Below are 25,877 nucleotides of genomic sequence, written 5' to 3'. Positions count from 1 at the left end.
GTCAGCCGGGGGAGAGGAAGGGGCGGCGGGGCCAGACCAGCTCGGCGCCGTGGGGGCGGACGACCGGGAGTGCCCGTTCCAGGGCCGCGGGCAGAGGGCCGCCGGTGTCGATCGTGGTGGCCTCGGGCCAGGGTGCGGTGTGAGCGGTCATGGCGAGCGCGATGTCTGTGTCTGCGTCAGAGACGCCCTGAGTCCGTTGCCGCATGCGTTCGGCGGTGAGGGTTTCCGGTGCGTCGCAGCGGAGCGGTATGAGGTCGGCGTGCTCGCGGCGCGCGACGGAGGCGATGAGGTCGCGTTCGGTCTTGTCGGTCCAGGAGGCGTCGAGGATGACCGTTTCGCCCATCTGGAGCAGCCATGCGGCGCGTCCGGCGAGTTCCTGGTAGGTGCGCCGGCTCCATTCGGGCGTGTAGATGCCTGTGCCGTAGGGGGTGGCGGCCGGCGTCTCAGGGGTGATTCCGGCCAGTTCCTTGCGGACGCGGTCGCTGCTGAGGACGGTGCAGCCGAGCCGATCGGCCAGGGCGCCGGCGAGGGAGGACTTCCCGGTTCCGGGTAGCCCGCCGACCAGGATCAGATCGACCTTCCCGGCACGCAAGTGGCGCACGGCGAGGTCGGCGTAGTCGCGGGCTTCGGCGGCCGCGTGGTCGTCGCCTTGGGCGTGGCGCAGGCAGGCGACCTTGGCGCGGACGAAGGCGCGGTAGGCGACGTAGTGGTGGCGCAGCGAGGGCGGGGCGGGGTCGGCGGCGAACTCGGTGTACCAGCCGATGAACCGTTCGGCGAGGTCAGGTGCGCCGAGGTGCTCCAGGTCCATGGCGAGGAAGGACGCGTCGTCGAGGCCGTCCAGCCAGCGCAGGTGCTCGTCGAACTCCAGGCAGTCCAGGATCCGCGGGCCGTCGTCGAGGCAGAAGATGTCGGTGGCAAGCAGGTCCCCATGGCCGTCCAGGACACGTCCGTCGGCGATGCGGGCGTTGAAGAGCGGATCGCGGCCGGCGAGGAAGCCGGTCGCGAGCCGCTCGATCTCGGTTACGGCGGAGGGGGCGACGCCGTGGACGGGGAAAGCCCTGGCCTGTTCGAAGCTGTCGTGCCAGCGGGACCGGACGGCGTCGCGCGTCTCCTGCGCGGAGATCTGCGGGCCGCGCGGCGCCTCGGCGTGCCACGCGGCCAGGATGCGGGCCGTGTCGCGCAGCGCGCCTTCCACCGGCTCGTGCGCCTTGATGAGCGTGGACATGCGCCGGTCGGCGGGCATCCGCCGCATGGTGACCAGGTGGTCGCAGACGTTGCCGTCGGGGCCGTGGACGTCGCAGACGCCGAGGTAGACGTCCGGTGCGAACCGCCGGTTGAGCCGGACCTCCTCGTGGCACGCGTGTTCGCGCCGTTCCCGGGTGCTGAAGTCAAGGAAGCCGAGGTCGAGCGGCTTCTTCAGCTTGTAGGCCCGGTCGCCGACGAAGAAGACGACGCCGCTGTGGGTCTCGCTGACGGCTGCGTTGCTCACCTGGTCGGTCATCGTGGCTCAGGCTCTCGGGTAGGCGGTCGGGTGGGTGTCGTCGTGTTCGTAGGCGAGGTCGCTGATGACGTCCACGACGCCTTCGGTCGCGGCGGTCATCCGCACCACGACGGGGATGAGGCTCTTCAGCTCCATGCGCCCCGAGAGCCGGACGACGCCTTCGCGGACGTCGACGTGGACCTCGGACGGGTCCTGCCAGAGCCGGGACACCAGCACGTCGTAGACGATCTCGTCGCGGATGTCGTCGTCACCGCGGTGGAACACGCTCAGCAGATCGCGCCGGGCGACGATGCCGCACAGCGCTCCGCTCTCGTCGACGACGGGCGCGGCCTTGAAGCCGCGCGAGGCCAGCAGCCGTGCGGCCTGGGCGACGGTGGCGTCCGGTTTCACCGTGACGGCGGGTGTGCTCATCAGGCCGCGGGCGTCGACCGCGCGGGCCTTGGCGAGGGCGTGGTGGCGCCGACGGCCCCACAGGGGACGCTCCCCGGCGTCGTCGGGCTTGAACTGCTCCTTGCGGAGCAGGTCGGCTTCGGTGACGATTCCGATGACGCGCCGGTCGTCGTCGAGGACGGGCACGGCGCTGATGCGGTGCTCGGCCAGGGCGTCGGCGATCTCGGCGAACGGGGTGTCCTCGACGACCGTCACGACCTCGGTGGTCATGACGTCCTTGACCGTCCGGCGTTTCATGGCTTCCTCCAAACGGCGCGCGGGCTCACGGGACCTGCTCGGACGCGGCGGTCTGGTCGGCGCAGATCACGACCGGGCACCGTGCGAGCGAGCGGACGACGGGCACGGTGTCCCCGCCGAACGGGTTGCCGTGCTCGGAGTTGACCCGCGCGCCGATCACCAGCAGCTCGGCGTGCTCGGTGGCTTTGGCCAGCGCCTCGCCCGGCCTGCCGTGGGCGATCTTGAGGCGGGTGGTGAGGTGCTGCGTACGGGGGATGGTGTGCGCGACGAGGTCGCGCAGCCGCAGCCACTCCTTGGCGGTGTGCAGCGGGCGAGGGGTGGAGCCGGCGCCGGGGTTCACCACGCGGATGACGTCCAGACGCGCATGCCGCTCCACGGCCTCCCGGGCGGCGCGGTGGAGCGCGGCCAGGGAGTTGGGGGATCCGTCCACGCCGACGACGACGGCGCGGTGTTCGGGCATGACCTGCATTGATGACCTCCCTCAGTCGCTTCCAGCCTCGCAGTCGGCCGGCCTGGGGATCAGTGCCGAGCGTCCCCTGCGATCGGGACCTTGGGCCCGTCCCGTAGGCGGACGAGGTCCCGTGCCGGCCTCAGAGGAACTCGGTGTGATCGAGCGTGAACCTGATGAACTCCCCGCGGGTCCAGCGCTCGGTTCCGTACCACCATCCGGCTCGCACGGCGGAGGGCACGGTATAGCCGCCGTAGGATGCCTCCCCGCTGAAATGGGCGCCGAAAACGTGCCGGTCGAAGCTTCCGCCTTCCGGGGCGCCCCAGCGGTGGAGTGTCAGCTCGATGAGCGAGCCTTCGGGTGAGACGGTCAGGACGACCGAGTGAGCGGTGCCGTTGACGGTCAGCTCAGCGCGGGCCCGGTCGCCGCCGCCCGGCTCCCAGGACACGGCAGGCGACAGCGCCACGGCGGGCACGAAGACGAATTCGCTCGCCAGCCGCCCCGCGGCGCTGCGGGTGATGTCCGGCCCGGTGGCCGACATGACGGGAAGCGCGCCGAGCATTCGCCAGCGCATCTCCCCGTCCCCGCCGCTGTAACGGTCGAAGCCCCTGACCGGCAGCCCGGCGACACGGACGCCGGCGGCCCAGATGAAGCCGTGCGGGGGACGCAGGATCTGGGTCGCGCGGAACGTCCGCCAGGAGCCGAGCCGTATCCGCCCGTGCATGCGCAACAACGCCGCCGGAGACAGCGGCGTACCGGGTCGGATCGCATGATCCAACCAGCGGCGGGCGGGCTCGGGCAGGTGCCGGGTCATCTCCGGGTCAAAGGGCGTCTCGAACTCCGGAGCCGCCACGAGGGCCGTCCAGTCGCGCCGTGCCGCTCCCGCCAACCGCGGAGCCGGCAGGGGCGAACGGCGATTTACGGGAATCGTCCGGGGCCGACTTGTGCTCATTGCCCGCCTCCTACAGCCGTCACCAACTTCATGAGAACGTTCGGGTACGGCCGATCGGCACGGTCGTAAGTCCCCTGCACCCAGAGGAAGGTCCCCTTCGCCCCATGTCTTCGGGGCGTGTCCCAGGCGGGCCCTTCGGCCCTGTGCGTTGCACCTGCGTGGTGGTGAGGTGGTGATGACGGCGAACGTGGAAAGCCGATTTCGATGATTTCGCATCGCGCCGGTCCGCCGGGTGTGGAGCGGCTCGCTATTGCAGGGGGGTGAACGTGGTGGGCGTACTGACCGGTGAGGAACTCGCTCGCGAACCGTTCCTGCACGGCATGAGGAGAGCCGATCTGACGAGGCTCGCGACGGCGGGCCGTCGCGTCACGATCCCGGCCGCACACCGAATCTGCGCGGAGGGACGACCTGCCGAGCATTTCTGGATCATCGACGCCGGAACGGTGACCGTCGACCTGCGGCTGCCCGATCGGCGCGCGATCATCGAGAGCCTGGGACCCGGGTCCGTTCTCGGCTGGTCATGGCTGTTCCAGCCACGTCGATGGAGCTACGGAGCCGTGACGGATACGCCGGTCGACGCGATCGAGTTCGACGGACGGCTGGTGCGCACCCTTTGCGCGGTCGACACGTCCCTCGGGTACGAGCTGACGCGCCGCTTCGCGGAACTCGTCGTCGAACGGCTCCAGGCCATCCGCCTCAGCCTCCTGGAACAGGCACCGGCTCCGGCTGGAGCCGCCCACTGAGGGCGACCAAGAGCCGACACCAGCGCGAAGGAAGCCAGCGTCATGTGCGAATACTGCGGATGCCAGGCCATAGAGTCGATCCGGCAGCTGACCGATGAACACGACCTCGTGGTCGATCTGATCGGTGAGGTGCTTTCCGCTCACCGAGCAGGAGATCGGGACCGGATGAGCGCTCTCGCCTGCCGGATCGCGACGGTCCTCGGTCCGCACACCGCCGTCGAGGAGAAGGGTCTGTTCCCGGCTATAGCCGGTGACTTCCCCGACCACATCGAGGCACTCGTCCATGAGCACCGTCTCATCGAGGCGGCGCTCGCGGAGGCCGCCGAAGCGGTGGAGGCGGAAGGGGAGGAGCGCCTGCTGGACGCCCTGGCCGTCCTACGGCAGCACATTCTCGCGGAGCAGGACGGTGTGTTCCCCGCCGCGCTCGCGACCCTCGCGACCGCCCAGTGGGAAGCGATCGAGGGGGTACGGGCCCAGGCGGGTTCGGCGCTGCGCGGCCCGCCGAGTGCGGCCTGACGTCCCGGACGCCGTCGGCTCCCGCGCATCCCCGGCGCTTGGGGCGCCGCTGTTCCCGCCGTCAGGCCGGTTCGTCGTTGGGGTCGATGTGCTCAGTCGTGATGGCGCCCGGGTGGAGGGGAATACGGCGTCCGGTGATCTTCGCGGGCGTCAGCCGGACGAAGAAGGGCTTGGGAGCGGCGATCCACGGGGCGAGCGGCAGCGACTTCAGGCGTTCGATCTCCGCCGGGTCGGTGACGACCTCGGCGGGGCCGGTGACGATGACGCTCCACGCGGTGCGCAGGGCCGGTTCGAGGTCGTCGGCCTCGAAGGTCAGGGGGCGTCCCGCCTCGGCCGCTTCCATCTTGGAACCGTGCGCGGTAGCGAACACCACTGCGGCACCGTCCAGCACGAAGTTCACCGGCAGGATGGACGCGGTGCCGTCGTCGCCGGCCCAGGCGACACGGCCGACGGGCACGCTCTGCAGCAACGTCAGGCAGGTGTCGCTGTCGAGACTCTGCAGACCGGTGCTCATCGCGCCTCGATTCTGGTGCCCGCACGGCCGGCGAGCAGGGCGGGCGCGTCGGCGAGAGAGCCGATGACCGCCACGGCGCCGGGGCGCTGCTCGGCGAAACGGCAGCCCGCCTCGGCCTTCGGGCCCATGGAGCCGCCCGGCAGGTCCATCGCGTGCAGCTGTTCTGGGGTGATGGTGGTGACAGGGCGCGCGTTCACGGTCCCATAGTCGCGCATCACCGCGGGGACATCGGTGAGCAGCAGCAGCGTGTCCGCCTTCAGCCGCGCGGCGAGCAGCGCGGCTGTGAGGTCCTTGTCGACGACCGCCTCGACACCGTGGTGGTCCGGGTCGACCGGGACGCCCCCGCCGCCGGCGGCGATGACCACGCAGCCGTCGTCGACGAGCCGCCGCATGGCGGGCAGTTCCACGATGTCGCGCGGTTCGGGGGAGGGGACGACCCGTCGCCACATGCGGCCGTCCGGGCGCATCGCCCAGCCCCGATCGTCCCGCAACCGCCTGGCCTCCGCCGGTGGGTAGCCACGGCCGATGAACTTGGTCGGATCACCGAAGGCGGGGTCGGCCGGGTCGACCAGGGTCTCGGTCAGCAGGGCGACGATCTCCCGTCCGGGAAGGGCGCGGCGGAGTTCGCGGATCAGCCAGTAGCCGATCATGCCCTGGGTCGCGGCGCCGAGGACGTCGAGTGGGTACGGCGCGGACAGTTCGGGGTCGGCGGCGCTCTCGATCGCCAGCAGCCCCACCTGCGGGCCGTTCCCGTGCGTGACGATCAGCTCGTTGCCGTCCGCCAGCGCCGCGAGGCCGCGGACGGCCTCGCGGACGTGAGCGATCTGGACGGCGGCGTCCAGGGGTTCCCCGCGCCGTAGCAGCGCGTTGCCTCCGAGCGCGGCGACGATCCTCATCGGTGGCCCTCCAGCCGGTCGGTCAGGAGGGCGTAGAGGACGGCTTGGGCGGCGGGGAGCCGGTTGGCCGCCTGCCGGAAGGCCAGGGACCGGCCGCCGTCGATGACGTCCGCGGCGACCTCCTCGCCGCGATGCGCGGGCAGGCAGTGCATGAACACCGCGTCCCTGCCGGCGTGGTCCATGAGGTCCTGGTCCACCTGGTAGGCGGCGAACAAGTCCTTGCGGTGCGCGCGTTCGTCCTCGGAGTCGCCCATGGACAGCCAGACGTCGGTGTACACCACGCTCGCGCCGTTGACGGCAGCCGCGGGATCCTGCGTCACGGTGACGCTTCCGCCGTGCCGTTCGGCTTGGCCTCCGGTGGATGCGACGGCGTCCTCGCCGGGCAAGTAGCCGTCCGGGGCCGCGATGGCGATGTCCATGCCGGCGAGCGCGGTGGCCTCCATCAGGCTGCGGGCGACGTTGTTGCCGCCGTCGCCGACGTAGGCGATCCGGTGACCGCGCAGGTCACCGAAGTGCTCCTTGACGGTCAGCAGGTCGGCGATGGCCTGGAGCGGGTGGTGGCCGTCGGTCAGCGCGTTGATCACCGGGATCGGAGCGGCGGCCGCCAGCTCGGCGACGTCGGCGTCGGCGAACGTGCGGATGACGACCGCGGCGGCGTAGGAGCCCATGACGCGCGCGGTGTCGCCGATGGTCTCGCCGCGCCGCAGCTGCAGCTCGTCCGGGCCTACCGTGACGGGGGAGCCGCCGAGGCGCGCGACCGCCGCCGCCGTGGACAGCCGGGTCCGGGTGGACGGTTTGGCGAAGTACATCGGGACGATCCGTCCCGCGAGCAGTCCGGACTCGGCGGCGGGCTCATCCTGGAACCCGGCGGCCAGCTTCAGCAGCAGGGACAGGTCGCCGGCGCTCAGGTCGGCGACGCGCAGCAGGTCCTTCACGGGGTCACCTCTTCACGTTCCAGAGGGCAGCTCATGCAGCGGGGACCGCCACGGCCGCGGCCGAGCTCGCCGCCCGGGATCGTGATGACCTCGATGCCCTGGCGGCGGAGCATGGTGTTGGTCGTGACGTTGCGCTCGTAGGCGACGACGACGCCCGGCTCGACGGCCAGGACGTTGTTCCCATCGTCCCACTGCTCCCGCTCGGCCGCGCGGACGTCCTGCTCGGCGGACAGGACATGGACGTGGGCGAGGCCCAGAGCGCGGGCGATCGCGGGGAACAGAGCCTCGTTCTCGTGCACCGCGACCTCGTCGGCGCGCCCCGGCGACAGGGTGTAGGAGCGCAGCGGCGGCAGTTCGGGGTAGACGGTGAAGACGTCCCTGCCGACCATCGTCATGACGGTGTCCAGGTGCATGAACGCCCGCCGGCGCGGCAGCTGCGCGGCGATGACGCGTTCGGCGGCGCCGGCGGCGAACACGCGCTGAGCGAGCAGCTCGATGGCCTGCGGGGTGGTGCGCTCGCTCATCCCGATCAGGACGAGGCCGTTGCCGAGGACATGGACATCGCCGCCCTCGATCGTCGGCAGCGTGAAGTCCGCGCCCGGATACCAGACGGTCGGTGGCCGCTCGGCGAACATCGGGTGGAACCGGTAGATCGCGCTGAGGTGCAGCGTCTCGCGGCGGCGGGCGGGCTTGGCCATCGGGTGCAGCGTCACGCCGCCGTAGACCCACGCGGACGGGTCGCGGGTGAACAGGTGGTTCGGCAGCGGCGGCAGCACGAAGTCGCCGTCGTCGAGCGAGGCCAGCAGCAGGCTGTGGACGGCCAAGCCCATCTCCGCCTTCGTCAGGCCGCCGATGAGGTGCCGTGCGAGGGTGTCGGGGTCCAGCTCGTCCAGCGCGGCCCGGACGGGCCCGGCCAGCGTCGGGCCGAGCGCGGTCTCGGAGGCGGTGTGGTCGAGCAGGTGCGCCCGCGCCTGCTCGATCTTCAGGGTCTCGGCGAGCAGTTCGCCGAGGTAGTACACCTGGACGCCGCGTTCGCGCAGGGTGTCGGCGAACACGTCGTGCTCCTGGCGGGCGCGCTTGGCCCACAGCACCTCGTCGAAGAGGAGGTCGTCCTTGTTGTCGGGGGTGAGCCGGAGCAGCTCCAGGTCGGGGCGGTGCAGCAGTACCTGCCGGAGCCGTCCGACCTCGGAGGAAACGGTGAACACGGATGTACGTCCTTTCAGGCGGTGTAGAGGGTGGCGGGTCAGGCGGCCCTGGCGGGCGGCTGGGTCTCGCCGCCCACGGCCTTGATCGGGGCGCGGTTCTCGCGGTACCTCAGCCAGGCGTAGACCGGCATCCCGGCGAAGATCAGCAGCGTGCCCTTGTAGACGACCTCGTAGCCGGCGCCGCCGATCGCCCAGACGGTGTAGCCGAACGCCAGCAGCGCGATGACGCCGGAGCGGGCGAGGCGTCCGCCGGAGAACGCGGCGCGGTCGGTGGCCAGCAGCACCAGCTCGGCCATCGCGGCATAGGCGTAGGGGATGAGGGTGGTGAGGGTGGCCAGCAGGATGATGAAGGTGAACTGGTCGACCAGGCTGCTGTTGTAGTTCATCAGCATCAGCCCGGTGACCAGGACGCTGGAGACCACCAGCCCGACGACGGGGGTGCCGCCGCGTCCGGTGCGAGTGAACGCTCGGGGGAACAGGCCGTCGCGGGCGGCGGCGAAGGGGATCTGGCCCTGCAGCAGGATCCAGCCGTTCAGGGCCCCGAACGCGCTGATGGCGGCTCCGGCGGCGACGAGGTCGGCGGCCCATCCGCCGAACGCGGCGTCGGCGGCGTCGGCGAACGGCGCGGTCGAGGTCGCCAGCGCCGCCGCGGGCACCAGGCCGAGGACGGCGACGGTGCCCAGGATGTAGATCAGCGCGGTGACGGCGGTGCCGGCGACGGTGGCGCGCGGGATGTTCTTCTGCGGGTCCTGGACGTCCTCGGCGGGGACGGTGGCCGACTCCAGGCCGATGAACGACCACAGGGTGAGCGCGGCCGCGGCCGTCACCGCGCCGAACGCGCTGTCGCCGCTGGCGTTGAACTCCCCGAAGTTGCCGGACTTGACGAAGAACAGCCCGCCGACCGCGATCAGCAGCAGCGGCACCAGCTTGATCACCGTCGTGAGGACCTGCAGGGCGCCGCTCTCCCGGACGCCATAGGCGTTGACCGCGGTCAGCAGCCAGATCGCCGCCACCCCAACGCAGGCGGCCAGGACCTTGTCATCGCCCAGCACATGCCAGAAATGGGCGAGGTACCCCACGAACGCCACCGCGATCGCCGCGTTCCCGGCCCACACCGCGATCCAGTAACCCCACGCCGTCTGGAACCCGACGAAGTCGCCGAACGCCCGCCGCGCGTAGGCGTACGGGCCCCCTGTCTTCGGATAGGCGCGCGCCAGCCGCGCGAACACCAGCGCCAGCAGGATGGCGCCGGCGGCCGTGAACACCCAGGCCACCAGTGAGATCGGGCCGTACTTGGCCAGCGAGCTCGGCAGCAGGAAGACGCCGGATCCGATCATGTTGCCCACGACCAGAGCCGAGGCCATCCACAGCCCGAGTCTCCGGCGGGCGGGTTGCGTGCGCATGAGCGCCTCCTCGATGAGCGGCCCGCGTGCCGCACCATCAGCCGATCACCGGCGGGCTCGGCCGGTCGCCGGGCTTCGGTCCCCGGGGTGCCGGACCAAGGTCCCGCCGCACATGCCCCGTCGGTCCTTGCGGGCTTCCGACGGATCGGGTGATCGCGACGCACGAACCGGGGCCGGGCTCCGCGGACCCGTCACGTGGCTGAGAGGCTTGGAGCCGCTGGCCGGGGGCATGCCGCTGTCACGAGGGCCGAAGGTCCCGGGGGGCGATGACGTTCGGGCGCTGTCCCCGAGATCCATGTGTCGGAGGCTGGGCCCATGGGAGTACGAACGTCCACCAGGCAGGTCTACGCGCTACTGACCGACGGCACGCAGGTCGAGATCAGACCGCTCTCCGGAGCCGATCGCGACGCGGTGTGCGCGCTGCACCGCGACCTCAGCGATGAGAGCCTCTACCTGCGCTTCTTCGGGTTGAACAGAGCAATGGCCGACCGGATCGCCGATCAGGTCTGCCGTCCGGCCGGCCCGGAGCACGCGGCGCTGGGCGCGTGGCTTCGCGGCGAGCTCATCGGCATCGCTGAGTACGAGCCGTCCAACGCGCCTGGCGAAGCCGAGGTGGCGATGGCCGTTGCCGACAGGATGCACCACCGCGGGGTCGGCACTCTGCTGCTGGAGCACCTCGGGTCGCTGGCCCGCGGAAACGGGATCGTGGCGTTCCGGGCCGACACCCTGGCCGAGAACGGGCCGATGCTGCGGGTCTTCGCCGATGCCGGAATGCCCGCCAAGCGCCGCATGACATCGGGCGTCGTGGAGATCACAATGCCGCTGGTGTCCGACGAGCATTACCTGGACGTGGTGGCCGAGCGCGAGCGGAGCGCCGACGTCGCCAGCCTCATGCCGCTGTTCCGGCCCGGAGCCGTGGCGGTCGTCGGCGCGAGCCGGCGGGCGGGCACGGTGGGCGCGTCCGCCCTGCGGAACATCGCGGCGGGCGGCTATGCGGGACGGCTGTACGCGGTCAATCCGCACGCCGCCGGCGCCGAACTGCACGGTGCGCCGTGCGTGGCCGCGGTGTCGGACCTGCCGGAGCCGGTCGACCTTGCCGTCATCACCGTCCCGGCGGACGCGGTGGTCGCGGTGGCGGCCGAGTGCGGGGCCTTCGACATCCCAGCCATCGTCGTGGTCACCTCCGGGCTGTCCACCGAGCAGGGCGGCGAGCTGCTGGCGACCTGCCGGAAGCACGGCATCCGGCTGGTCGGCCCCAACTGCCTCGGCGTCGCCGACACCGGCACCGCGTTGAACGCGACCTTTGCCGCCCGCCGGCCCGCCGCCGGCGTGGCAGGGGTGGCGGTGCAGTCGGGCGGGGTCGGCATCGCCCTCATCGATCACCTCTCCCGCCTGGGCATCGGCGTGTCGTCGTTCGCCTCCCTAGGCGACAAGTACGACGTCAGCGCCAACGACATGCTCATGTGGTGGGAATCGGAGCAGACCACGCGGCTGGGCCTGCTGCACGTCGAGTCGTTCGGGAGCCCGCGCAAGTTCGCCCGCACGGCGCGCCGCGTGGCGTCCCGCATGCCGCTGCTGACGGTCCTGGCGGGACGCTCGGGCCCCGGCGCCAGGGCGGCGGAGTCGCATACGGCCGCCGCTGCCACGCCGGAGGCCACCCGCCGCGCCCTGTTCGAACAGGCGGGCATCGTCGCAACCGACGATCTCGGCGAGCTGGTGGACGCCGCCGCGATGCTGGCGAGCCAGGCGCCACCGGCCGGGCCGCGTGTGGCGGTGGTGTCCAACGCCGGAGGGGCCGGCGTCCTGGCCGCCGACGCCTGCGTCGACGCTGGCCTCACCGTCCCCCCCTTGGGAGCGACGGCGCGCCGCCGCCTGTCCGCGATGCTCCCCGCGTGCTCCTCGGTCACCGATCCCGTCGACACGACCGCGGCCGTCTCAGCCGAGATCTTCCAGCGCGCGCTCCACCTGGTCGCGGCCGATCCATCGGTGGACGCCGTCCTCGCCGTCGTGGCACCGACCGCCCTCGCGGATCTCACAGGTGCCTTGGACGGCGGCGCCAAGCCGTTGGCGGCCGTGGTCCTGGGGCAGGCGGAGACCGTACAGATCACAAACCAGGGCGTTCCTTGCTACGCCTACCCGGAGAGCGCCGCCCGTGCCCTGGCGCGCGCCTGGTCCTACACGCGGCGCCGTGATCGGGCCCCCGGCCTGCCGCCCGAACTGTCGGATCTGCGCGCCGACGAGGCGGCGGCCCTCATCAGCGGTTTCCTGGCAGACGCGCCCGAGGGCGGCTGGCTGCCGCCCGTCCAGGCGTTCGAGCTGCTGGAGTCCTACGGGCTGCCCCTCGCGCCGTGGCGTTGGGCGCGCAACGAGCAGGAGGCGATGGCCGCGGCGGACGAACTCGGTGGCCCCGTGGTCTTGAAGGCCGATGCCGAGGGCGTCCTGCACAAGACCGCGGCCGGTGCCCTGCAACTCGATCTGCGCGGGCCCCGGGACGTCCGCAACGCCTACCGGTGGCTGGCCGACCGGTTCGGGCGCCGGCTCCGCGGGGTGGTCGTGCAGCGGATGGCCGCCGACGGCGTCGAGGTGCTGTGCGGCGCCGTCCAGGACGACGTCTTCGGCCCTGTCGTGATCTTCGGGTCCGGTGGGGTCGACATCGAGGCCCTCGCCGACCGCACCGCCCGGCTCGCGCCCCTCACCGAGCGGGAGGCCGACGACCTGGTCGGCGAGCCGCGGGTCGCCGCGGTCCTCGCCGGCCATCCCGCTCGGCCCGCCGCGGACCTGCCGGCGCTGCGTGATGCACTGCTCCGGCTCTCCCGCCTCGTGGCCGACCACCCCGAGATCGCCGAACTCGACCTCAACCCCACGATCGTCCGCCCCGACGGGGTCGTGGCCGTCGACGCGCGCATCCGCCTGGCCCCGCGCGGCGTCTGGGATCCGTACCTGCGCCGCCTCCGCTGACCCCGGCGCCCGGCCGCGGCCCGGGGCCGCGGGCGTTACCGCGATTCCGGCCGGGGTAGGCCAGAGGGACTTTCGGCCGCCGTACGCCGGGCGTTCGGCCCTGACCCGTTGATCACGGGGTGACGATCATGAGATCCATGGGACATCATTCCGTCGCGCGCCCCGAGCCGAAGCCGGACGCGGCGGCTGCGGCGAACCCGGAGGAACCGCTCCCGCTGCTCCGCAAGGAACTGGGGACAGGGGACCGCGGGCTGTCGGCGCGCGAGGCGGCGCGCCGGCTCGCGGTGTACGGGCCGAACGAGGTGCGCCGGCACGAGAAGACCTCGTTCGTCCGGCTGCTCGCGGGCCAGTTGGCGCACCCGCTGGCGCTGCTGCTGTGGGGCGCCGGAGCGCTGGCCTTCATCGCCGGTATGCAGGTGCTCGGCTGGGCGATCCTCGCGGTGATCCTGGTGAACGCGGCCTTCGCGCTCCTGCAGGAGCACCAGGCCGAACGTGCCGTGGAGGCGCTGGCCGCCTACTTGCCCGAGCGAGCCCAGGTCATCCGGGACGGCCGGCGCCAGGCCGTCGACGTCGCCGGCCTCGTCCCAGGTGACCTGGTGGTGATCGAAGAGGGCGACAAGGTCCCCGCCGACGCCCGGCTGACCGACGGCGCCCTGGAGCTGGACATGTCCATGCTCACCGGGGAATCGGCCCCCGTCGAGCGGGTGGCGGTCCCCGGGACGGAGGGGGTCGCGCTCCTGCGCGAGCCGAACCTGGTCTTCAGCGGGACGACCTGTACCGGGGGAGAGGCGCAGGCGATCGTGTTCGCCACCGGCGGGCACACCGAGCTCGGCCGCATCGCGGCGCTCAGCCAGCGCGCCCCACGCCAGGACAGCCCGCTGGAGAGCCAGGTCAAGAAGGTCGCCTGGCTGATCGCCGGTGTCGCCGTCGGCATGGGCGTCGTCTTCCTGCTGATCGGCGCGCTGGTCGGCCTGCCGCTGCGGGACGCGCTGATGTTCGCGATCGGGCTGCTGGTCGCCAACGTCCCCGAGGGCCTGCTGCCCACCATCACGCTGGCCCTGGCGGTCGGCGTGCGGGTGCTGGCCAGGCAGGGCGCGGTGGTCAAGCGCCTCAGCGCGATCGAGACCCTCGGGTCGACCAACGTGATCTGCACCGACAAGACCGGCACGCTCACCCAGAACCGGATGCGGCTGCACACGTTCTGGACCCCGGACACGGGGACCATCGCGGCCTCGGAGGAACGGCTGCCGCCGTTGGCTCTCGCCCAGGCGATCACCGACTGCACCACGGTTTCCTACAACGAGGACCACGAACTGCAAGGGGACCCGACCGAGATCGCCCTCGTCGAAGGGGCCGGACCGGACGTCACCGAGCGGCTGGCCGACCGCGATTCCCGCCGCCGCGCGATCTTCCGCTTCGACGCCCGGCTGCGGCTGATGTCCACGGTCGCCCAGCGGGACGACCGGCTCCTCGTCTCGGTGAAGGGCGCCCCGGAGTCGGTGCTCCGCCATGCCGACCTCGCCAATGATCAGCGCGCCGAGGTGCTCGCCGCCGTCGACGAACTCGCCCAGAAGGGCCTGCGGGTCCTGGCGGTCGCGATCCGTGAGCTGCCCTCCGGGCACGAGATCCCGGCCAAGCGTGAGGACGTCGAGAAGGAGCTGCGGCTGATCGGGCTGGTGGGCCTGTACGACCCGCCGCGTGCCCAGGTCGCCGCCGCGGTCCGCCGCTGCCACGAGGCGGGCCTGCGCGTCCACATCGTCACCGGCGACAACGGGACCACCGCGGCGGCCGTCGCCCGCGAAGTCGGCATCGGCGTCCCCGAACTGCGGGTCGTCGCCGAGTCCGAGGAGGTGCACGACCACGAGCTGGACGAGCTGCTCACAGGCCCCGCCGAGATAGTCTTCGCCCGCTCATCGCCGGAGACCAAGCTCAAGGTCGCCGACGCCCTGCGCGCCCACGGGCAGATCGTCGCGATGACCGGGGACGGTGCCAACGACGCCCCCGCCCTGCACCAGGCCCACATCGGCGTCGCCATGGGACGGTCCGGCACCGACGTCGCCCGCGAGGCGTCGACCATGGTGCTGACCGACGACAACTTCGCCACCATCGTGACGGCGATCGAATCCGGCCGCCGCGTCTACGACAACGTCCGCAAGTTCATCCTCTACATCTTCGCCCACGCGATCCCTGAGATCGTCCCGTTCCTGGTCTTCGCGCTCAGCGGCGGCCTGATCCCCTTGCCGCTCACCGTGCTGCAGATCCTGGCGATCGACCTCGGCACCGAGACGCTGCCGGCCTTGGCGCTCGGCCGCGAGCCCGCCGAGCCGGGCATCATGAGCCGCCCACCCCGGCCGTCCTCCCAGGGCGTCATCTCCCGCGACATGCTCATCCGCGCCTGGGGCTACCTCGGCCTGGTCTCCGCCGCGCTGGTGATGTCGGTCTTCTTCTACGTGCTCTGGCGCGCCGGCTGGCACCCGGGCGACGCCACAGGGTCGGGCACGGCCCTTCACCACGCCTACCTGGCGGCGACCACGGCGACCTTCGCCGGGCTGGTCACCTGCCAGATCGGCACCGCCATGGCGTCCCGCACCGACCACGCGTCGCTACGCCAGGTTGGCCTCACCTCCAACCCCCTGCTCCTCGCGGGGATCGGCTTCGAACTCCTCTTCGCCGCAGCCCTGATCTACCTCCCACCCTTCCAACACCTCTTCGGCACGGCGGCTCTCGGCCCGGACGTCCTGGGCATCATCGCGGTGTTCCCCTTCATCGTGTGGGGCACCGACGAACTGCGCCGCTGGTTCCGCCGCCGCACCGCAGGCCCTCCCCGGCCCGCCCGGCCGGCGAAGGACGGCTGACCACCGTCCCCGGCAAGACGCCGATCGGCCGGGACGGGCCGTACAGCCAGGCGGCCAAACGGTCGGGTGCTCTCGTACGAGGTAGGGGCGTGGCGGCGATGAGAACCCCCGGCGCGGGAGTGTGGGGGACGACGGTGGCAGGCGGGGCGATGTCGGGGCTGGTCTCCTGGCGGGCCGCGGCGATGGTGGTCGCCATCCTGGTGGTGAGCGGAGTCATGCGGATCCTCCTCGAGTGGCAGCGGCGCCGGACCTTCGCTGCTTTGATGGCCGATGCGCCGCCGGGCACGGTGGTGGTGCAACGGGACCGTCCGGGGGAGCAGACGATGAGGGTCACGCTGGGCGGGCAGACGCGTCGCTCCCGGGCGGGGGAGAGGAAGTGACCGCCCGCATTCCTCCCGAGCATGCCGATGAAGTGGGGAAGCTGTACGCGCGCACCGCGCCGGCGCTGTTCGGGTATGCCCGCACGCTGCCGCAGGTCGGCCCGGCGCGTGCCGAGGACCTGGTGCAGGTGGCGTTCCAGGAGGCCGCGGTGTGCTGGGACAAGCTCGCCGCGCTGGACGGCGAGCGGCGGCGTCAGTGGCTGTTCGCCGTCGTGCGGAACAAGGCGATCGACGAGTGGCGTCGCGACCGGCGGGTGCAGGCCGAGGCCGATCCCGCAGACTACGCCCGTCCGGCGCCGGAACCCGTCGCCCAGGTCCTCTCCACGCTGGCGTTGCAGAAATGCTGGGCGGCCATCGAGCGGATGCCGCCGACCCGGCAGCGCGTGGCTTTCCTGCGCTGGAACGAGGAGTGGAGCACCCGCGAGATAGCCGACTGGCTGGGCGTCGCATCGGCCACGGTGCGATGGCACCTGAAGATCGCGCGGGACGAACTGGTCGAACAGGCGGGTTCCGCCGTCCCGTTCCTGGACGGCCCCGACGATACTGGAGACGGCGGGAACGGTCTCGGGGAGGAGGCGTCATGAGGGAGAAGGACCTCGACCTCCGCGTCCATGATCGGGTGGCGCTCGACGAGATCGAGCTCTACGCCGAAGTGCTCTCGGCGGCGGCGGCGGCCGACGGGCCCCTGACCGCCGCGGAGATCGACAACGTGCTCGGGGTCCGTCGCGGGCGTCCCCCGAAGGCGGGTGCACGGCCACGGACCGCGGTCTCGGCGGCGCAGGTGTACCGGCAGGCCCGGCGGCAGGCCGCCGCGGAGCAGCCCTCCTTTGACGTGCGCAGCGGACTGGAGAAGCTGAACCAGTGGATGGCCGGAGATTCCGGCGAGGGCGGCGACTGAACCCGCCGCCCCTGCTCCCGGGCTTAAGAGATTGTCTCCACTCCGCCCCGTCACCACTACGTTGGCCACGAGGTCTCCGGAAATCAGGGTCTTCTTGGGCGATGACCCCTGTACCGGGGACCTCACTGCTTTTGTGACCGGACACGCCGCTCATCCCACTTTGAGACACGGCCTAGCGGTCCCAGGACTGGGACACCCGCGCCGGCACTGTGGAGCCGCCGATCCCCAACCTGCGGGCGGGGTCCTACTTTCCTTTAGGGGAGCCGGAGGTCTCGTCGCTTGTAGAGGGCGCAGGCCAGCGTGCACAGAGCCGCTGCTGCGGTGATCGTTATGGTGATCGTGGAGGCGTCCGGCGATTCGGTGGGCGCGGAGGCCATGTAGTGGAAGAGCGAAGCATTCCTTAGCCAGTGAGTGCTGGGCTGCAGTGAGCCCAGCATGTCGGCGAGCAGTGAGCCGATGATGGCGGTGTAGACGGCCAGTCCGGCGGCGCGGGCAGCAAGGGCGAGCACGCAGGCGCCGATGCCGAGGACCAGCAGCGCCGTCGGGACGACGTTCAGCCCGGTGGTGATCATCGAAACGAGACCGACCCTGGTGCCCCGCATGGTGACGCCGAGCCACGCCGCGATGCCCGAGAGCAGGCCTGCGGCCGTGATCGTGGCTGTGGTGAGGGCAAGTCTCCCGGCGAGCACGGAGGTCCTGCTCCCGCGGCCGGCCAGAACGTGGGCCAACCGTCCCGAGGTCTCCTCGGCCGCCATCGCGGTGAGCTGGCCGGCGGGGATCAGGGCGACGATGGTGGCCACGAACAGGAACGCCACGCCCAGGTAGCGATCGACCAGGGCCCCCGGTGGCGCGAACTTGTCCAGCGCGTTGGCGAGGGATCGGGTCGAGGTGTCGGTGACCACCTTGGCGAGAGTTCCCAGGCAGAGGGCGGCGGCGCAGGCGCCGGCGCACCATCCGGCCAAGGTGGGAAGTTCCAGGCGTGCGGCCAGCGCGGTGGGGGAGCTCAGCCCGGACAGCCTCGGTGGCGCCGTGTCGCGCGATGCCAGGATGCCGGAGCCGGTGTCGCGGCGGGCCGACAGCCCGATCGCTGTGACCGCCAGGGCCAGTGCCGCAGCGGCGGCCGGGAGCAGCGGAAGCAGGGCATTGCCGGTGTAGGGGCGCAGCAACTGGGCCCACCCGAACGGGGTCAGCCACAGCAGCCAGTGCATGTGGGGCCCGCTGTCGCCGAGCATGCGCACGACGAACAGCACGGCGAAAACGCCGAACCCCATGCCGGCCGCGCCCCGCCGTGTCGCGGTGAGCTGCGAGGTGAGCGCGCCGACGGCGGCGAACACCACGGGGTTGATCACCAGGCTCACGCCGTACAGCAGCGTGGCGTCCGTGCCGAGTCCCAACCGCGAGTCGCGGCCTGTGAGCAGCAGGATGACGACCGTCCCGAAGAACACGATGCCGATGGCGGTGATGAGCCCGGCCAGTGTGGCGGTCGTGGCGCGGACAGGGGTGGTCCGGCCCGACAGGAGCACCTGCCAGCGCCCCGTGTCCTCTTCGCCGCGCAGCAGGCGGGTGGCGGCAAGCAGAGCCCAGATGGCACCGATCGTGGTCAGGAAGACGAAGTTCTTGTAGACGGTGTAGCCGCCGACGGTTCCGATGTCGGACACCGGGCCCAACAGGACCGCGAAACCGCTGTCGCGTCCAGTGGTGGAGGCGATGGCCTGTCGTTCGGCCAAGGTCGGGTAGGTGTCTGCGTAGGTGAGCGCCGAGGCCGCGGCGGAACCGCCGAACACCAGTGCCCACGCCGTCGCGGCCGCCCATGTTCTTCCGAGCGCGCTGCGGGCGATGGTGGGCTCTGCGGAACCGTTCCGGCGTACGCGGACGGCGAGTGGTGTGAGGGCGTCCTGCATCTCGTCTCCTCGGCCTCGGATCAGCCGGCCGTGCCGTACTGGGCGATGAACAGCTCCTCCAGGGAGGGCTCGCGGGTCGTCAGCTTCTCGAGCCCTGCGCCGGCGAGTGCGTGCAGCAGCGGGCGCATCGGCCCGGAGACGTCGCACTCGAGCATCCGGTCGTGGACGACGACGTTGTGTATCCCCGGTACGGCGGACAGGTCGGGTACGGCCGAGTCCAGGTGGGCCCGGACGTGGGTCGCCGCGAGCCTGCGCAGGACCTCCAGCGTGCCGGTTTCGGCGATCCGGCCGGCGCGCAGCATCGCGACCCGGTCGCACACCGCCTCGACCTCGCTGAGGATGTGCGACGACAGCAGCACGCTCTGTCCCCGGTCGCGGGCCTCCCGCACGCACTGCCGGAACACCTGCTCCATGAGCGGGTCGAGGCCGGTCGTCGGCTCGTCCAGGACCAGCAGCCGCGGCCGGGCCGCGAACGCCGCAATGAGCAGGACCTTCTGGCGGTTGCCGTGGCTGTAGGAGCGGATCTTCTTGTCGACGTCGAGCTCGAAGCGGCGGACGAGTTCGTCGCGGTAGGCCTCGTCGACCGAGCCGTGGATGCTGCTCAGGAAGTGCAGGGTCTCCTCGCCCGTCAGCGAAGGCCACAGGTTCGCTTCGCTGGGAACGTAGGCCAGGTCGCGGTGGATGTCCCGGGCCGCGTTCCTGACGTCCAGCCCGAAGATCCTCGCCTCGCCCGAGGTCGGGCGGATGAAGCCGAGGAGGAGGCCGACCGTCGTGGACTTGCCGGCGCCGTTGGGCCCGAGGTAGCCGAACACCTCGCCTTGCTCGACGTTCAGGTCGAGGGCGTCGAGCGCCGTCGTCCGACCGTAGCGCTTGGTGAGTCCGCGGGTCTCGATCACGGTCGTCATGCCGGCCGCCTGTCCTCGGTCCGCTCGTCCACGGGGAAGCGCCGGTGGAGGCCGGTGATGCGCAGGATCCTGCGCAGCAGCGGCTGGGCGTTGGTCAGCGTCAGGCCGCCGCCGTGCCGCACGGCGACCTCGTCGACGGCGACCAGCGTCCCCAGCCCGGTCGCGTCGCAGAACGTCAGGTCGCGGGCGTCGATCTCGACTCGCGGTGAGCCGGTCTCGACGATCTCGGTCAGCAGGTCCTCCAGGCGGGCGGCCGTGAGGATGTCGAGCTCTCCGGCCACGAGGACGCGCCGAGGCGGCCCGGACAGGACCGTGGTTCGCAGCTGTGCGGACGGCGTGGGCCATCCGGTCGTCATAGTCATCTCAGTCGTCTCCCGTTCCGCTCGCCGCGCGGTTTCTCAAGCCTCCGACGAGGGGAGGAGCCGACTCCAGGGACGAAAGTCCCCCGTGCACCCGTGGAAGTCCGGGATTACTGCGGCACCAGAGGTATCACCCGCTCGCGTCTCGGCGAGGCATGCTCGGCGCGTGCCGAGGCGCCGCCGGTGCACCCGCCGCCTGGCTTCCGAGCTGGAGGAGCATTGAGGTCACCAGGCTGTCCAGCCAGCCCCGCGCGCCCGAGCAGGCGAGCCTGGTGTCCACCGCCCTGGGATGTTCGTCCAGCGCGGGGATCAGGTGGCGCACCTCTTCGGCCAGCGGCGCCGACACCGATGCGAGAACCTCGCCGCGCACCCGGTTGAAGAGCCGGCCGACCCGGCGGCACGTCTCGTCGTTGTACGGACCGGCGTGCATCTCCCGGTCGAGCATCGTGAGCAGCCGCCAGGCACGCAGCAGCCGCGCCGGTGCGGTCACCTTGGCGCCGGTGCGCCGTACCTCCTCGGGTGCGCCGATGAGGATGACGATCTGCGAAAGGCGCGGCGGTGTGCTCGCCGCCTCCCAGGCGCGGCCTGCGTTCATGGTTCCTCGCCCCCTCGTTCGCTCTCACCTCGATTGCAGCCGTTCCTCGAGGACGGATATAGAGGCGTACGGCCTGGGGTTATCGCGACCTTTGGCCTCAGGAAACCGTCGCCGGGTGCGCATCCGCGCGGGCGGCGTCGCTCTTCAGAAGCTCCGTGCGAAGGGCGTCCAGGACCGCGCTCCCGTCGATGCACGCGACCTCCTCGTCGATCAGCCGCTGGGTGGCTTCGGAGTACGGCGGACGCGCCGCGTCCGGGGCGTCGCCCAGGAAGCCGGTCGATCCGGTGCTGCAGCCGACCGGTCCCAGGGCGGGGGAGAGGCCGAGCTCGCGGACCATCCGGGTGGCGATCTGCGTGTTCGCACAGCGCCGCGAGAAGCGCGTGCCCTGATTCGCGGACGGCGACCGACCGGCGTTTCTCGGGCAGCAGGGCGTTGGAGGCGTCGCGGCGCCCGAGCATGACCCGCTCGCGGTGGCGTCGAGGTCGCGTGCGGTGATGGTGACGCGGCCGTTCCGCACCGAGTTGAGGGCGGCCACGTTGACCAGGCCGGCCAGGTCGGCGCCGGAGAGGCCGGCTGTGCCGCGCGCGGTGCGGTCCAGGTCGGCGAGGAGCTGGTTGAGGGTCTGCTCGCGTTCCTCGTGCCCACCGCCGGGCACCGTGGCGCCGCGCTTGCGGGCCTGGGCGAACAGGTCAGGGAGTCGGGACGCGCCCACGCCGACGAACATCTCCATGAACGAGGACCCGGTGACCGACAGGAACGGTACCTCGGCCTCACTCGCGACGGCCCACGCGAACAGGGTCTTCCCGGTGCCGGGTGGGCCCACCATGATGACGCCGCGCGGAGGCTTGGCACCGGCGGCCGCGTGCCGGTCGGGCGTGCGCAGGAAGTACACCGACTCGCTGATCTCCTGCTGACGCCCTCGTAGCCGGCGACGTCGGCGAACCGCGTGGTGGGCTGTGGGGGACGGATCCCGGGATTCCAGCCTCTCCGTGATCGTCGGCCGCGGGTATGCGCGTAGGTCCCGTGTGGCGCGGGACGTTGGGCCCTGCGTGCCGACCGGGCGGGGACGTAGGCACCGATGAAGCCGGGACCTTCGGCCCCTGCGCACAGGACCAGCCTGTGACCAGGCTGAAGGTGTCGGCGATGACCGATCGACGGGCCGATCAAGGAGGCGACATGAAGGCGAGCAAGGGCGACTGGGTGATCGTTCGTGGCCACCTGGTGGGGGAGCCGACCCGCAAGGCGCTGATCCTCGACGTGCTCGGCCACGACGGCGAGCCGCCCTACGTGGTCCGGTGGGACGACGGTCACGAGAGCACCTACTACCCCGCTTCGGACGCGGTGATCGAGCAGCACGCGCCGAGCGGCTCGCACGGCTGACCAAGGCCGTGCGTCCACGCCGGCGCCGACCGCCGGCCGGCGCCGGTCGCGAATCGCGGAACGAGGTGATCGCGATGTCGGCGGGCACGCCCATGCTGGGCATTTCAATGATCATTCTGGTGGTCGTCGGGGTGACGTTCCTCGTCGCCCTGTTCTACCTCGCCGACCGCGGTGCGGGGCGCCACGACGACTCCGACGACAAGCCCTACCGCAGGTACTGAAGGCCCATTGCGGGCGGTGAGGAGGAAGACGATGAAGGTGCTGGTGGCGTACGCCTCCGAGCGCGGGGGCACCGCGGAGATCGCCGAGTGGATCGGCGCCGAGTTGCTGGGCACCGGGGTGGACGCGCAGGTCAGCCCGGCCGGGGACGTCACGACGCTCGATGGCTTCGACGCCGTCGTCCTCGGCGGCGCCCTCTACGGCGGGCGCTGGCACCGGGAGGCGCGGCATTTCGTCCGCCATCACGCCGGCGCCCTGGCCGATCGTCCGGTGTGGCTGTTCAGCAGCGGGCCCCTCGACCATTCGGCAGAGGAAGGGGAGATCGGTCCGGTGCCGGGCGTGGCCAAGTTCGCCCGCCGCGTCGGAGCGCGCGGGCACGCCACGTTCGGCGGCCGGCTCGACCCCGGCGCCCGCGGCTTTGTGGCCTCCAGGATCGCGCAGCGGGCGGGCGGCGACTTCCGCGACCGCGACCACGTCCGCGCCTGGACGGACGCCATCGCCGAGGACCTGCGGGCGGTGAGCGTATGAACGGGATCGTCGTCGGGGTCGACGGATCGAAGCAGAGCCTGCGCGCCGTGGACTGGGCCGCAGCCGAAGCGGTCCGCCGGGGCGCTCCATTGCGGATCCTGTACGTCATCACCCCCTGGCTGTTCGACGTGCCCGTCGATCCCCGTGCAGGGGCGATGCGCGCATGGCTGCTGCACGGCGGCGAGGACATCGTCGGATACGCCGTCGACCGGGCGGCCGAACGCGCACCCGGCGTGGAGGTCAGCGGAGAGCAGATCGGCGGGCAGGCCGCCGAGACGCTCGTCGACAGGGCCGGTGACGCGCTGATGCTCGTGGTCGGGTCCAGTGGCCGGGGCGGTGTCGGAGGGTTGCTTCTGGGGTCGGTGGCGTTCCAGGTCGCCTCGCACGCACGCTGCCCGGCGGTCGTCGTCCGCGATGCGCCGTCCGACGGATTCGGCGAGGTCGCGCTCGGCGTGGACGGTTCGCCGGCCTCCGCGGGAGCGGTCGGATTCGCCTTCCAGGAGGCCTCCGTCCGCGGTGCCCGCTTGCATGCGGTGCTCGCCTGGCCTCATCCGATCTCGACGGGGCCCGGAGATATGCAGCCCCTGGTCTATGACCCTGAGATGGTCGCGAAGGGCGAGGAGCGCGTGCTCAGCGAGTGCCTGTCCGGATGGCGCGCGAAGTTCCCCGATGTCGATGTGGTTCCCGAGGTCGTCCACGGCCGCGCGGCACCGGCATTAGCGCGCGCCTCCGCGCACGCGGACCTGCTTGTCGTGGGCTCCCGAGGGCGCGGCGGATTCACCGGGCTGCTGCTCGGGTCCGTCGGCCACGCGATGCTGCACCGTGCCCGATGCCCGGTCGCCGTGGTCGCTCCCGGCTGACGGCCCGGAGTCATCGGGTCCTCCAGCCCGCCCAGGCGGGACCTTCGGCACTCATACCCGGTGTCGTCCCTGGTGAGGCTGTAGGTGAAGGGCAAACGACGAAACCAACGAGGGAGGCGACCTTCCAATGCAGGAGATCAGGGTCGTCCACCGTGAGAACGACGCCTTCGCCGTGCTCATCCGGGACCACGTGATCGACGTGGATCAGCCGTACACCTCGGGCGGTATGGACGAGGGCCCCACACCGGTCGAGCTGTTCGTGTCATCCGTGGCGGCGTGCGCGGCGCACTACGCCCGCCGGTACCTGGCGGGTCGCGCGCTCCCGGCCACCGGGCTGGAGATCACGGCCGACTTCGCCATGAACGCCGGTGTCCCGGCGCGCGTCGCGCGGATCCGCCTTCGCCTGCGTCCCCCGACCGACCTTCCGGCGGAGGCGCTGAGGGGCCTGGAGGCCGCCGTGGCCAGCTGCACCGTGCACAACTCGATCCTCGACCCGCCGCGGGTCGACCTGGACGTGCTCGGCGTCATGCCGGCGGCCTGAGCCGGCGGATCACGGCGTCCGTCCCACCGCTTGAGCCGCAGCCGCGGTATCGGCAGATCGCATGGAGGAGACATGAGTGACGTGCTCGTCGGTTATGACGGTGGTACCGGCAGCGAGCGGGCCTTGCGATGGGCGGTGGACGAGGCGCGCATGCGGCGCGTTCCGCTGACCGTCTGCCACGTCTGGCGCTGGCCGTACCCGATCACCTACATCGACTACGAAGGCGTCGGGATCATCAGGCGCATGGGCGAGCACCTGCTCGACAGCGGCGTGGAGCTCGCGCGCGAGATGGCGCCCGGGCTGCAGGTGCGCAAGCGCCTGATGGACGGGAGCGTCTACCCCGCGTTGCTGCACGAGAGCGAGGACGCCGACCTGATCGTGGTCGGCTCCCACGAAACAGGTGAGCTGCCCATCGGGTCGACCGCGCTGCAGCTGCCCGCGCGGGCACGCCGCCCCGTCGTGGTCGTCAGGAACGCCGGCGCCCCGGACGGCCGCGTGGTCGTGGGCGTCGACGGGTCGCGGTCGGCGGACGCGGCGCTGGCGTTCGGCTTCGAGCAGGCGGCACTGCGCGGCTGGGAGCTGCGCGCGGTCTACGGCTGCTGGGAGCCCGGTGCGGCCCCGGACGGGGACCTGTCGCTGTTCGAGAACGAGGACAAGCTGCGTCACGTGTGCGGCTCGGTGCTGGAGCGGGCCGTCGCGCCGTGGCGGGTGAAGTACCCGTATGTCGAAGCCGTGACCGAGCTGGTGCTGAAGCCGCCTCGTGATGCCCTCTTCGAAGCCGCCGAGAGCGCCTCGCTGGCGGTGGTCGGCCAGCGCGGAACGGGCACCGTGCAGCCCTTGACGCTGGGCGCGACGAGCCACGCGCTGCTCCAGCACGCCGCATGCACCGTGGCGGTCGTCCCCCACGCCGACGAGTGAACGAGCCGAGGACAGACGTCCGAGAGCCGATCGGGTCGGCCCGGTGATGTCCGAGCCCCTTCACGGCCTTGGCGAGCCAGGCCGTCGCCGACCGATGAAGAGGATGGGGGGAGCATTCATGGCCATGGTCACGGGGGAACTGGCGCGCGAGCCTTTCCTGAGCGGCATGCGCGGTACCGATCTCAGCCGGCTGGCGCCCGCCGCTCGGCCCGCTGGGTTCCCGCCGGGCCGGCGTTTGGCGACCGAGCCCGAACCGGCGGAGCTGTTCTGGCTCATCCGCGACGGGACGATCGATCTCGACTCGCGGCTGCCCGACGGCGGCTCGGTCGCCATCGACACGCTGGGCCCCGGCTCGGTCGTCGGGTGGTCATGGATGTTCCCGCCGTACCGGTGGCGGTTCGGAGCGGTGGCGAGCACGCCCGTCGAAGCCATCGAGTTCGACGGGCGGCTGGTCCGGACCCTGTGCGCCGTCGATCCGTCGCTCGGCCACGAGCTGACCCGACGCTTCGCGGAGGTCATGGCCCACCGGCTCCAAACAGCACGGACCCGGCTCCTGGAGCCTTCTTCCGGCTTTGTACCGAGCAAAGGGCGGCCTGAGCCCCGAAGCACGGACGCGTGAGCTCGGTCGCACCAAAAGGCAGCGCGCCGCCGGCAGGAGGGGACGAGTGGTGCGTTGACCGCATGGCGGGCCACTGCCGTATCGGGCCGCCAAGAAGATCCAGTCCAGCTGCGTGAGCGCCGAAACCGCCTGCGGGCCGACGGCGCTGACGTCGAGCCGGA

27 protein-coding genes are annotated in these 25,877 nt (G+C 71.7%); 13 read left to right on the top strand and 14 right to left on the bottom strand.

The features are described 5' to 3' along the window. Window position 1: 1 nt before the first annotated feature. From AB0C78_RS22550 to AB0C78_RS22535, 4 genes are all read right to left on the bottom strand, one after another. Complete coding sequence (locus tag AB0C78_RS22550) at window positions 2-1,501, bottom strand: AAA family ATPase (RefSeq protein ID WP_360750892.1); 1,500 nt, start codon at window positions 1,499-1,501, stop codon at window positions 2-4. Window positions 1,502-1,507: 6 nt separating this feature from the next. Continuing rightward, on the bottom strand, window positions 1,508-2,188 hold the full coding sequence (locus tag AB0C78_RS22545; protein WP_360750890.1) for a CBS domain-containing protein: 681 nt from the start codon (window positions 2,186-2,188) through the stop codon (window positions 1,508-1,510). 25 nt (window positions 2,189-2,213) lie between these two features. Further along, window positions 2,214-2,657, bottom strand: a complete 444-nt coding sequence (locus AB0C78_RS22540; RefSeq protein ID WP_360750888.1) for a universal stress protein — start codon at window positions 2,655-2,657, stop codon at window positions 2,214-2,216. Between the two features lie 121 nt (window positions 2,658-2,778). Then, the gene (locus AB0C78_RS22535; protein ID WP_360750886.1) at window positions 2,779-3,489 is read right to left on the bottom strand and encodes a DUF6544 family protein; all 711 of its coding nucleotides are present in this window, start codon (window positions 3,487-3,489) and stop codon (window positions 2,779-2,781) included. Window positions 3,490-3,848: 359 nt separating this feature from the next. Between AB0C78_RS22535 and AB0C78_RS22530 the strand changes: the two genes are divergently transcribed. Together AB0C78_RS22530 and AB0C78_RS22525 are read left to right on the top strand one after the other, a co-directional pair. Then, on the top strand, window positions 3,849-4,331 hold the full coding sequence (locus tag AB0C78_RS22530) for a cyclic nucleotide-binding domain-containing protein (RefSeq protein WP_360750884.1): 483 nt from the start codon (window positions 3,849-3,851) through the stop codon (window positions 4,329-4,331). A 42-nt stretch (window positions 4,332-4,373) separates the two neighbouring features. Beyond that, window positions 4,374-4,847, top strand: a complete 474-nt coding sequence (locus AB0C78_RS22525) for a hemerythrin domain-containing protein (protein WP_360750882.1) — start codon at window positions 4,374-4,376, stop codon at window positions 4,845-4,847. 61 nt (window positions 4,848-4,908) lie between these two features. On the opposite strand, the gene AB0C78_RS22520 is transcribed toward AB0C78_RS22525, so the two are convergent. Genes AB0C78_RS22520 through AB0C78_RS22500 form a run of 5 tightly spaced genes read right to left on the bottom strand, consistent with a single transcriptional unit; the run spans window position 4,909 to window position 9,800 of the window. Next, window positions 4,909-5,361: a pyridoxamine 5'-phosphate oxidase family protein gene (locus tag AB0C78_RS22520; RefSeq protein WP_360750880.1), complete on the bottom strand. Its 453-nt coding sequence runs from the start codon at window positions 5,359-5,361 to the stop codon at window positions 4,909-4,911. After that, window positions 5,358-6,257: a carbamate kinase gene (locus tag AB0C78_RS22515; RefSeq protein ID WP_360750878.1), complete on the bottom strand. Its 900-nt coding sequence runs from the start codon at window positions 6,255-6,257 to the stop codon at window positions 5,358-5,360. Before AB0C78_RS22515 ends, AB0C78_RS22520 begins: the two co-directional genes overlap by 4 nt. After that, window positions 6,254-7,192 (bottom strand): ornithine carbamoyltransferase, encoded by a 939-nt coding sequence (gene argF, locus AB0C78_RS22510; RefSeq protein ID WP_360750876.1) that lies wholly within the window; start codon window positions 7,190-7,192, stop codon window positions 6,254-6,256. Before argF ends, AB0C78_RS22515 begins: the two co-directional genes overlap by 4 nt. Next, complete coding sequence (locus AB0C78_RS22505; protein ID WP_360750874.1) at window positions 7,189-8,397, bottom strand: arginine deiminase; 1,209 nt, start codon at window positions 8,395-8,397, stop codon at window positions 7,189-7,191. Before AB0C78_RS22505 ends, argF begins: the two co-directional genes overlap by 4 nt. 38 nt (window positions 8,398-8,435) lie before the next feature. Continuing rightward, window positions 8,436-9,800, bottom strand: coding sequence for an amino acid permease (locus AB0C78_RS22500; RefSeq protein WP_360750872.1), 1,365 nt, complete (start codon window positions 9,798-9,800; stop codon window positions 8,436-8,438). A gap of 315 nt (window positions 9,801-10,115) precedes the next feature. Here AB0C78_RS22500 and AB0C78_RS22495 point away from each other — a divergent pair, with 315 nt between their 5' ends. The 5 genes from AB0C78_RS22495 to AB0C78_RS22475 all read left to right on the top strand — a co-directional run bounded on the left by AB0C78_RS22495 (window position 10,116) and on the right by AB0C78_RS22475 (window position 16,891). After that, on the top strand, window positions 10,116-12,758 hold the full coding sequence (locus AB0C78_RS22495) for a GNAT family N-acetyltransferase (RefSeq protein WP_360750871.1): 2,643 nt from the start codon (window positions 10,116-10,118) through the stop codon (window positions 12,756-12,758). 137 nt (window positions 12,759-12,895) lie between these two features. Then, window positions 12,896-15,613, top strand: coding sequence for a cation-transporting P-type ATPase (locus AB0C78_RS22490; RefSeq protein WP_360750869.1), 2,718 nt, complete (start codon window positions 12,896-12,898; stop codon window positions 15,611-15,613). A gap of 149 nt (window positions 15,614-15,762) precedes the next feature. Next, window positions 15,763-15,993 (top strand): hypothetical protein, encoded by a 231-nt coding sequence (locus AB0C78_RS22485; RefSeq protein WP_360750867.1) that lies wholly within the window; start codon window positions 15,763-15,765, stop codon window positions 15,991-15,993. Continuing rightward, entirely contained in the window at window positions 15,990-16,577 is a 588-nt protein-coding gene (locus tag AB0C78_RS22480; protein ID WP_360750865.1) for a sigma-70 family RNA polymerase sigma factor, read from the top strand. Before AB0C78_RS22485 ends, AB0C78_RS22480 begins: the two co-directional genes overlap by 4 nt. After that, entirely contained in the window at window positions 16,574-16,891 is a 318-nt protein-coding gene (locus AB0C78_RS22475) for a hypothetical protein (RefSeq protein WP_360750863.1), read from the top strand. The genes AB0C78_RS22480 and AB0C78_RS22475 overlap by 4 nt, the downstream gene beginning before the upstream one ends. A 254-nt stretch (window positions 16,892-17,145) precedes the next feature. On the opposite strand, the gene AB0C78_RS22470 is transcribed toward AB0C78_RS22475, so the two are convergent. The 5 genes from AB0C78_RS22470 to AB0C78_RS22450 all read right to left on the bottom strand — a co-directional run bounded on the left by AB0C78_RS22470 (window position 17,146) and on the right by AB0C78_RS22450 (window position 21,543). Beyond that, window positions 17,146-18,792 carry a hypothetical protein gene (locus AB0C78_RS22470; RefSeq protein ID WP_360750861.1) on the bottom strand — a complete coding sequence of 549 codons (1,647 nt, stop codon included), beginning with the start codon at window positions 18,790-18,792 and terminating at the stop codon, window positions 17,146-17,148. 20 nt (window positions 18,793-18,812) lie between these two features. Continuing rightward, window positions 18,813-19,697, bottom strand: coding sequence for an ABC transporter ATP-binding protein (locus AB0C78_RS22465; protein WP_360750859.1), 885 nt, complete (start codon window positions 19,695-19,697; stop codon window positions 18,813-18,815). Then, window positions 19,694-20,053, bottom strand: a complete 360-nt coding sequence (locus AB0C78_RS22460; protein WP_360750857.1) for an STAS domain-containing protein — start codon at window positions 20,051-20,053, stop codon at window positions 19,694-19,696. Before AB0C78_RS22460 ends, AB0C78_RS22465 begins: the two co-directional genes overlap by 4 nt. A gap of 133 nt (window positions 20,054-20,186) precedes the next feature. Beyond that, entirely contained in the window at window positions 20,187-20,651 is a 465-nt protein-coding gene (locus tag AB0C78_RS22455) for a hypothetical protein (protein ID WP_360750855.1), read from the bottom strand. Between the two features lie 97 nt (window positions 20,652-20,748). After that, window positions 20,749-21,543 carry an AAA family ATPase gene (locus AB0C78_RS22450; protein ID WP_360750853.1) on the bottom strand — a complete coding sequence of 265 codons (795 nt, stop codon included), beginning with the start codon at window positions 21,541-21,543 and terminating at the stop codon, window positions 20,749-20,751. Window positions 21,544-21,794: 251 nt separating this feature from the next. On the opposite strand from AB0C78_RS22450, the gene AB0C78_RS22445 reads away from it, so the two are divergent. The 6 genes from AB0C78_RS22445 (at window position 21,795) to AB0C78_RS22420 (ending at window position 25,716) form a co-directional block, all read left to right on the top strand. Next, window positions 21,795-22,031 carry a DUF1918 domain-containing protein gene (locus AB0C78_RS22445; RefSeq protein WP_360750851.1) on the top strand — a complete coding sequence of 79 codons (237 nt, stop codon included), beginning with the start codon at window positions 21,795-21,797 and terminating at the stop codon, window positions 22,029-22,031. A 252-nt stretch (window positions 22,032-22,283) separates the two neighbouring features. Then, window positions 22,284-22,778, top strand: coding sequence for a flavodoxin domain-containing protein (locus AB0C78_RS22440; protein ID WP_360750849.1), 495 nt, complete (start codon window positions 22,284-22,286; stop codon window positions 22,776-22,778). Further along, the gene (locus AB0C78_RS22435) at window positions 22,775-23,638 is read left to right on the top strand and encodes a universal stress protein (RefSeq protein WP_360750847.1); all 864 of its coding nucleotides are present in this window, start codon (window positions 22,775-22,777) and stop codon (window positions 23,636-23,638) included. Before AB0C78_RS22440 ends, AB0C78_RS22435 begins: the two co-directional genes overlap by 4 nt. 127 nt (window positions 23,639-23,765) lie before the next feature. Next, window positions 23,766-24,179 (top strand): OsmC family protein, encoded by a 414-nt coding sequence (locus AB0C78_RS22430; protein WP_360750844.1) that lies wholly within the window; start codon window positions 23,766-23,768, stop codon window positions 24,177-24,179. Window positions 24,180-24,251: 72 nt separating this feature from the next. After that, on the top strand, window positions 24,252-25,097 hold the full coding sequence (locus AB0C78_RS22425; protein WP_360750842.1) for a universal stress protein: 846 nt from the start codon (window positions 24,252-24,254) through the stop codon (window positions 25,095-25,097). A gap of 118 nt (window positions 25,098-25,215) precedes the next feature. After that, window positions 25,216-25,716, top strand: coding sequence for a Crp/Fnr family transcriptional regulator (locus tag AB0C78_RS22420; RefSeq protein WP_360750840.1), 501 nt, complete (start codon window positions 25,216-25,218; stop codon window positions 25,714-25,716). Window positions 25,717-25,877: the final 161 nt, after the last annotated feature.

This window comes from Actinomadura sp. NPDC048394 (assembly GCF_040651755.1).
GTDB lineage: Bacteria > Actinomycetota > Actinomycetes > Streptosporangiales > Streptosporangiaceae > Spirillospora > Spirillospora montaniterrae.
The sequence above is the reverse complement of the archived record's forward strand: the minus strand, read 5'-3'. Positions and strand labels throughout refer to the sequence as shown.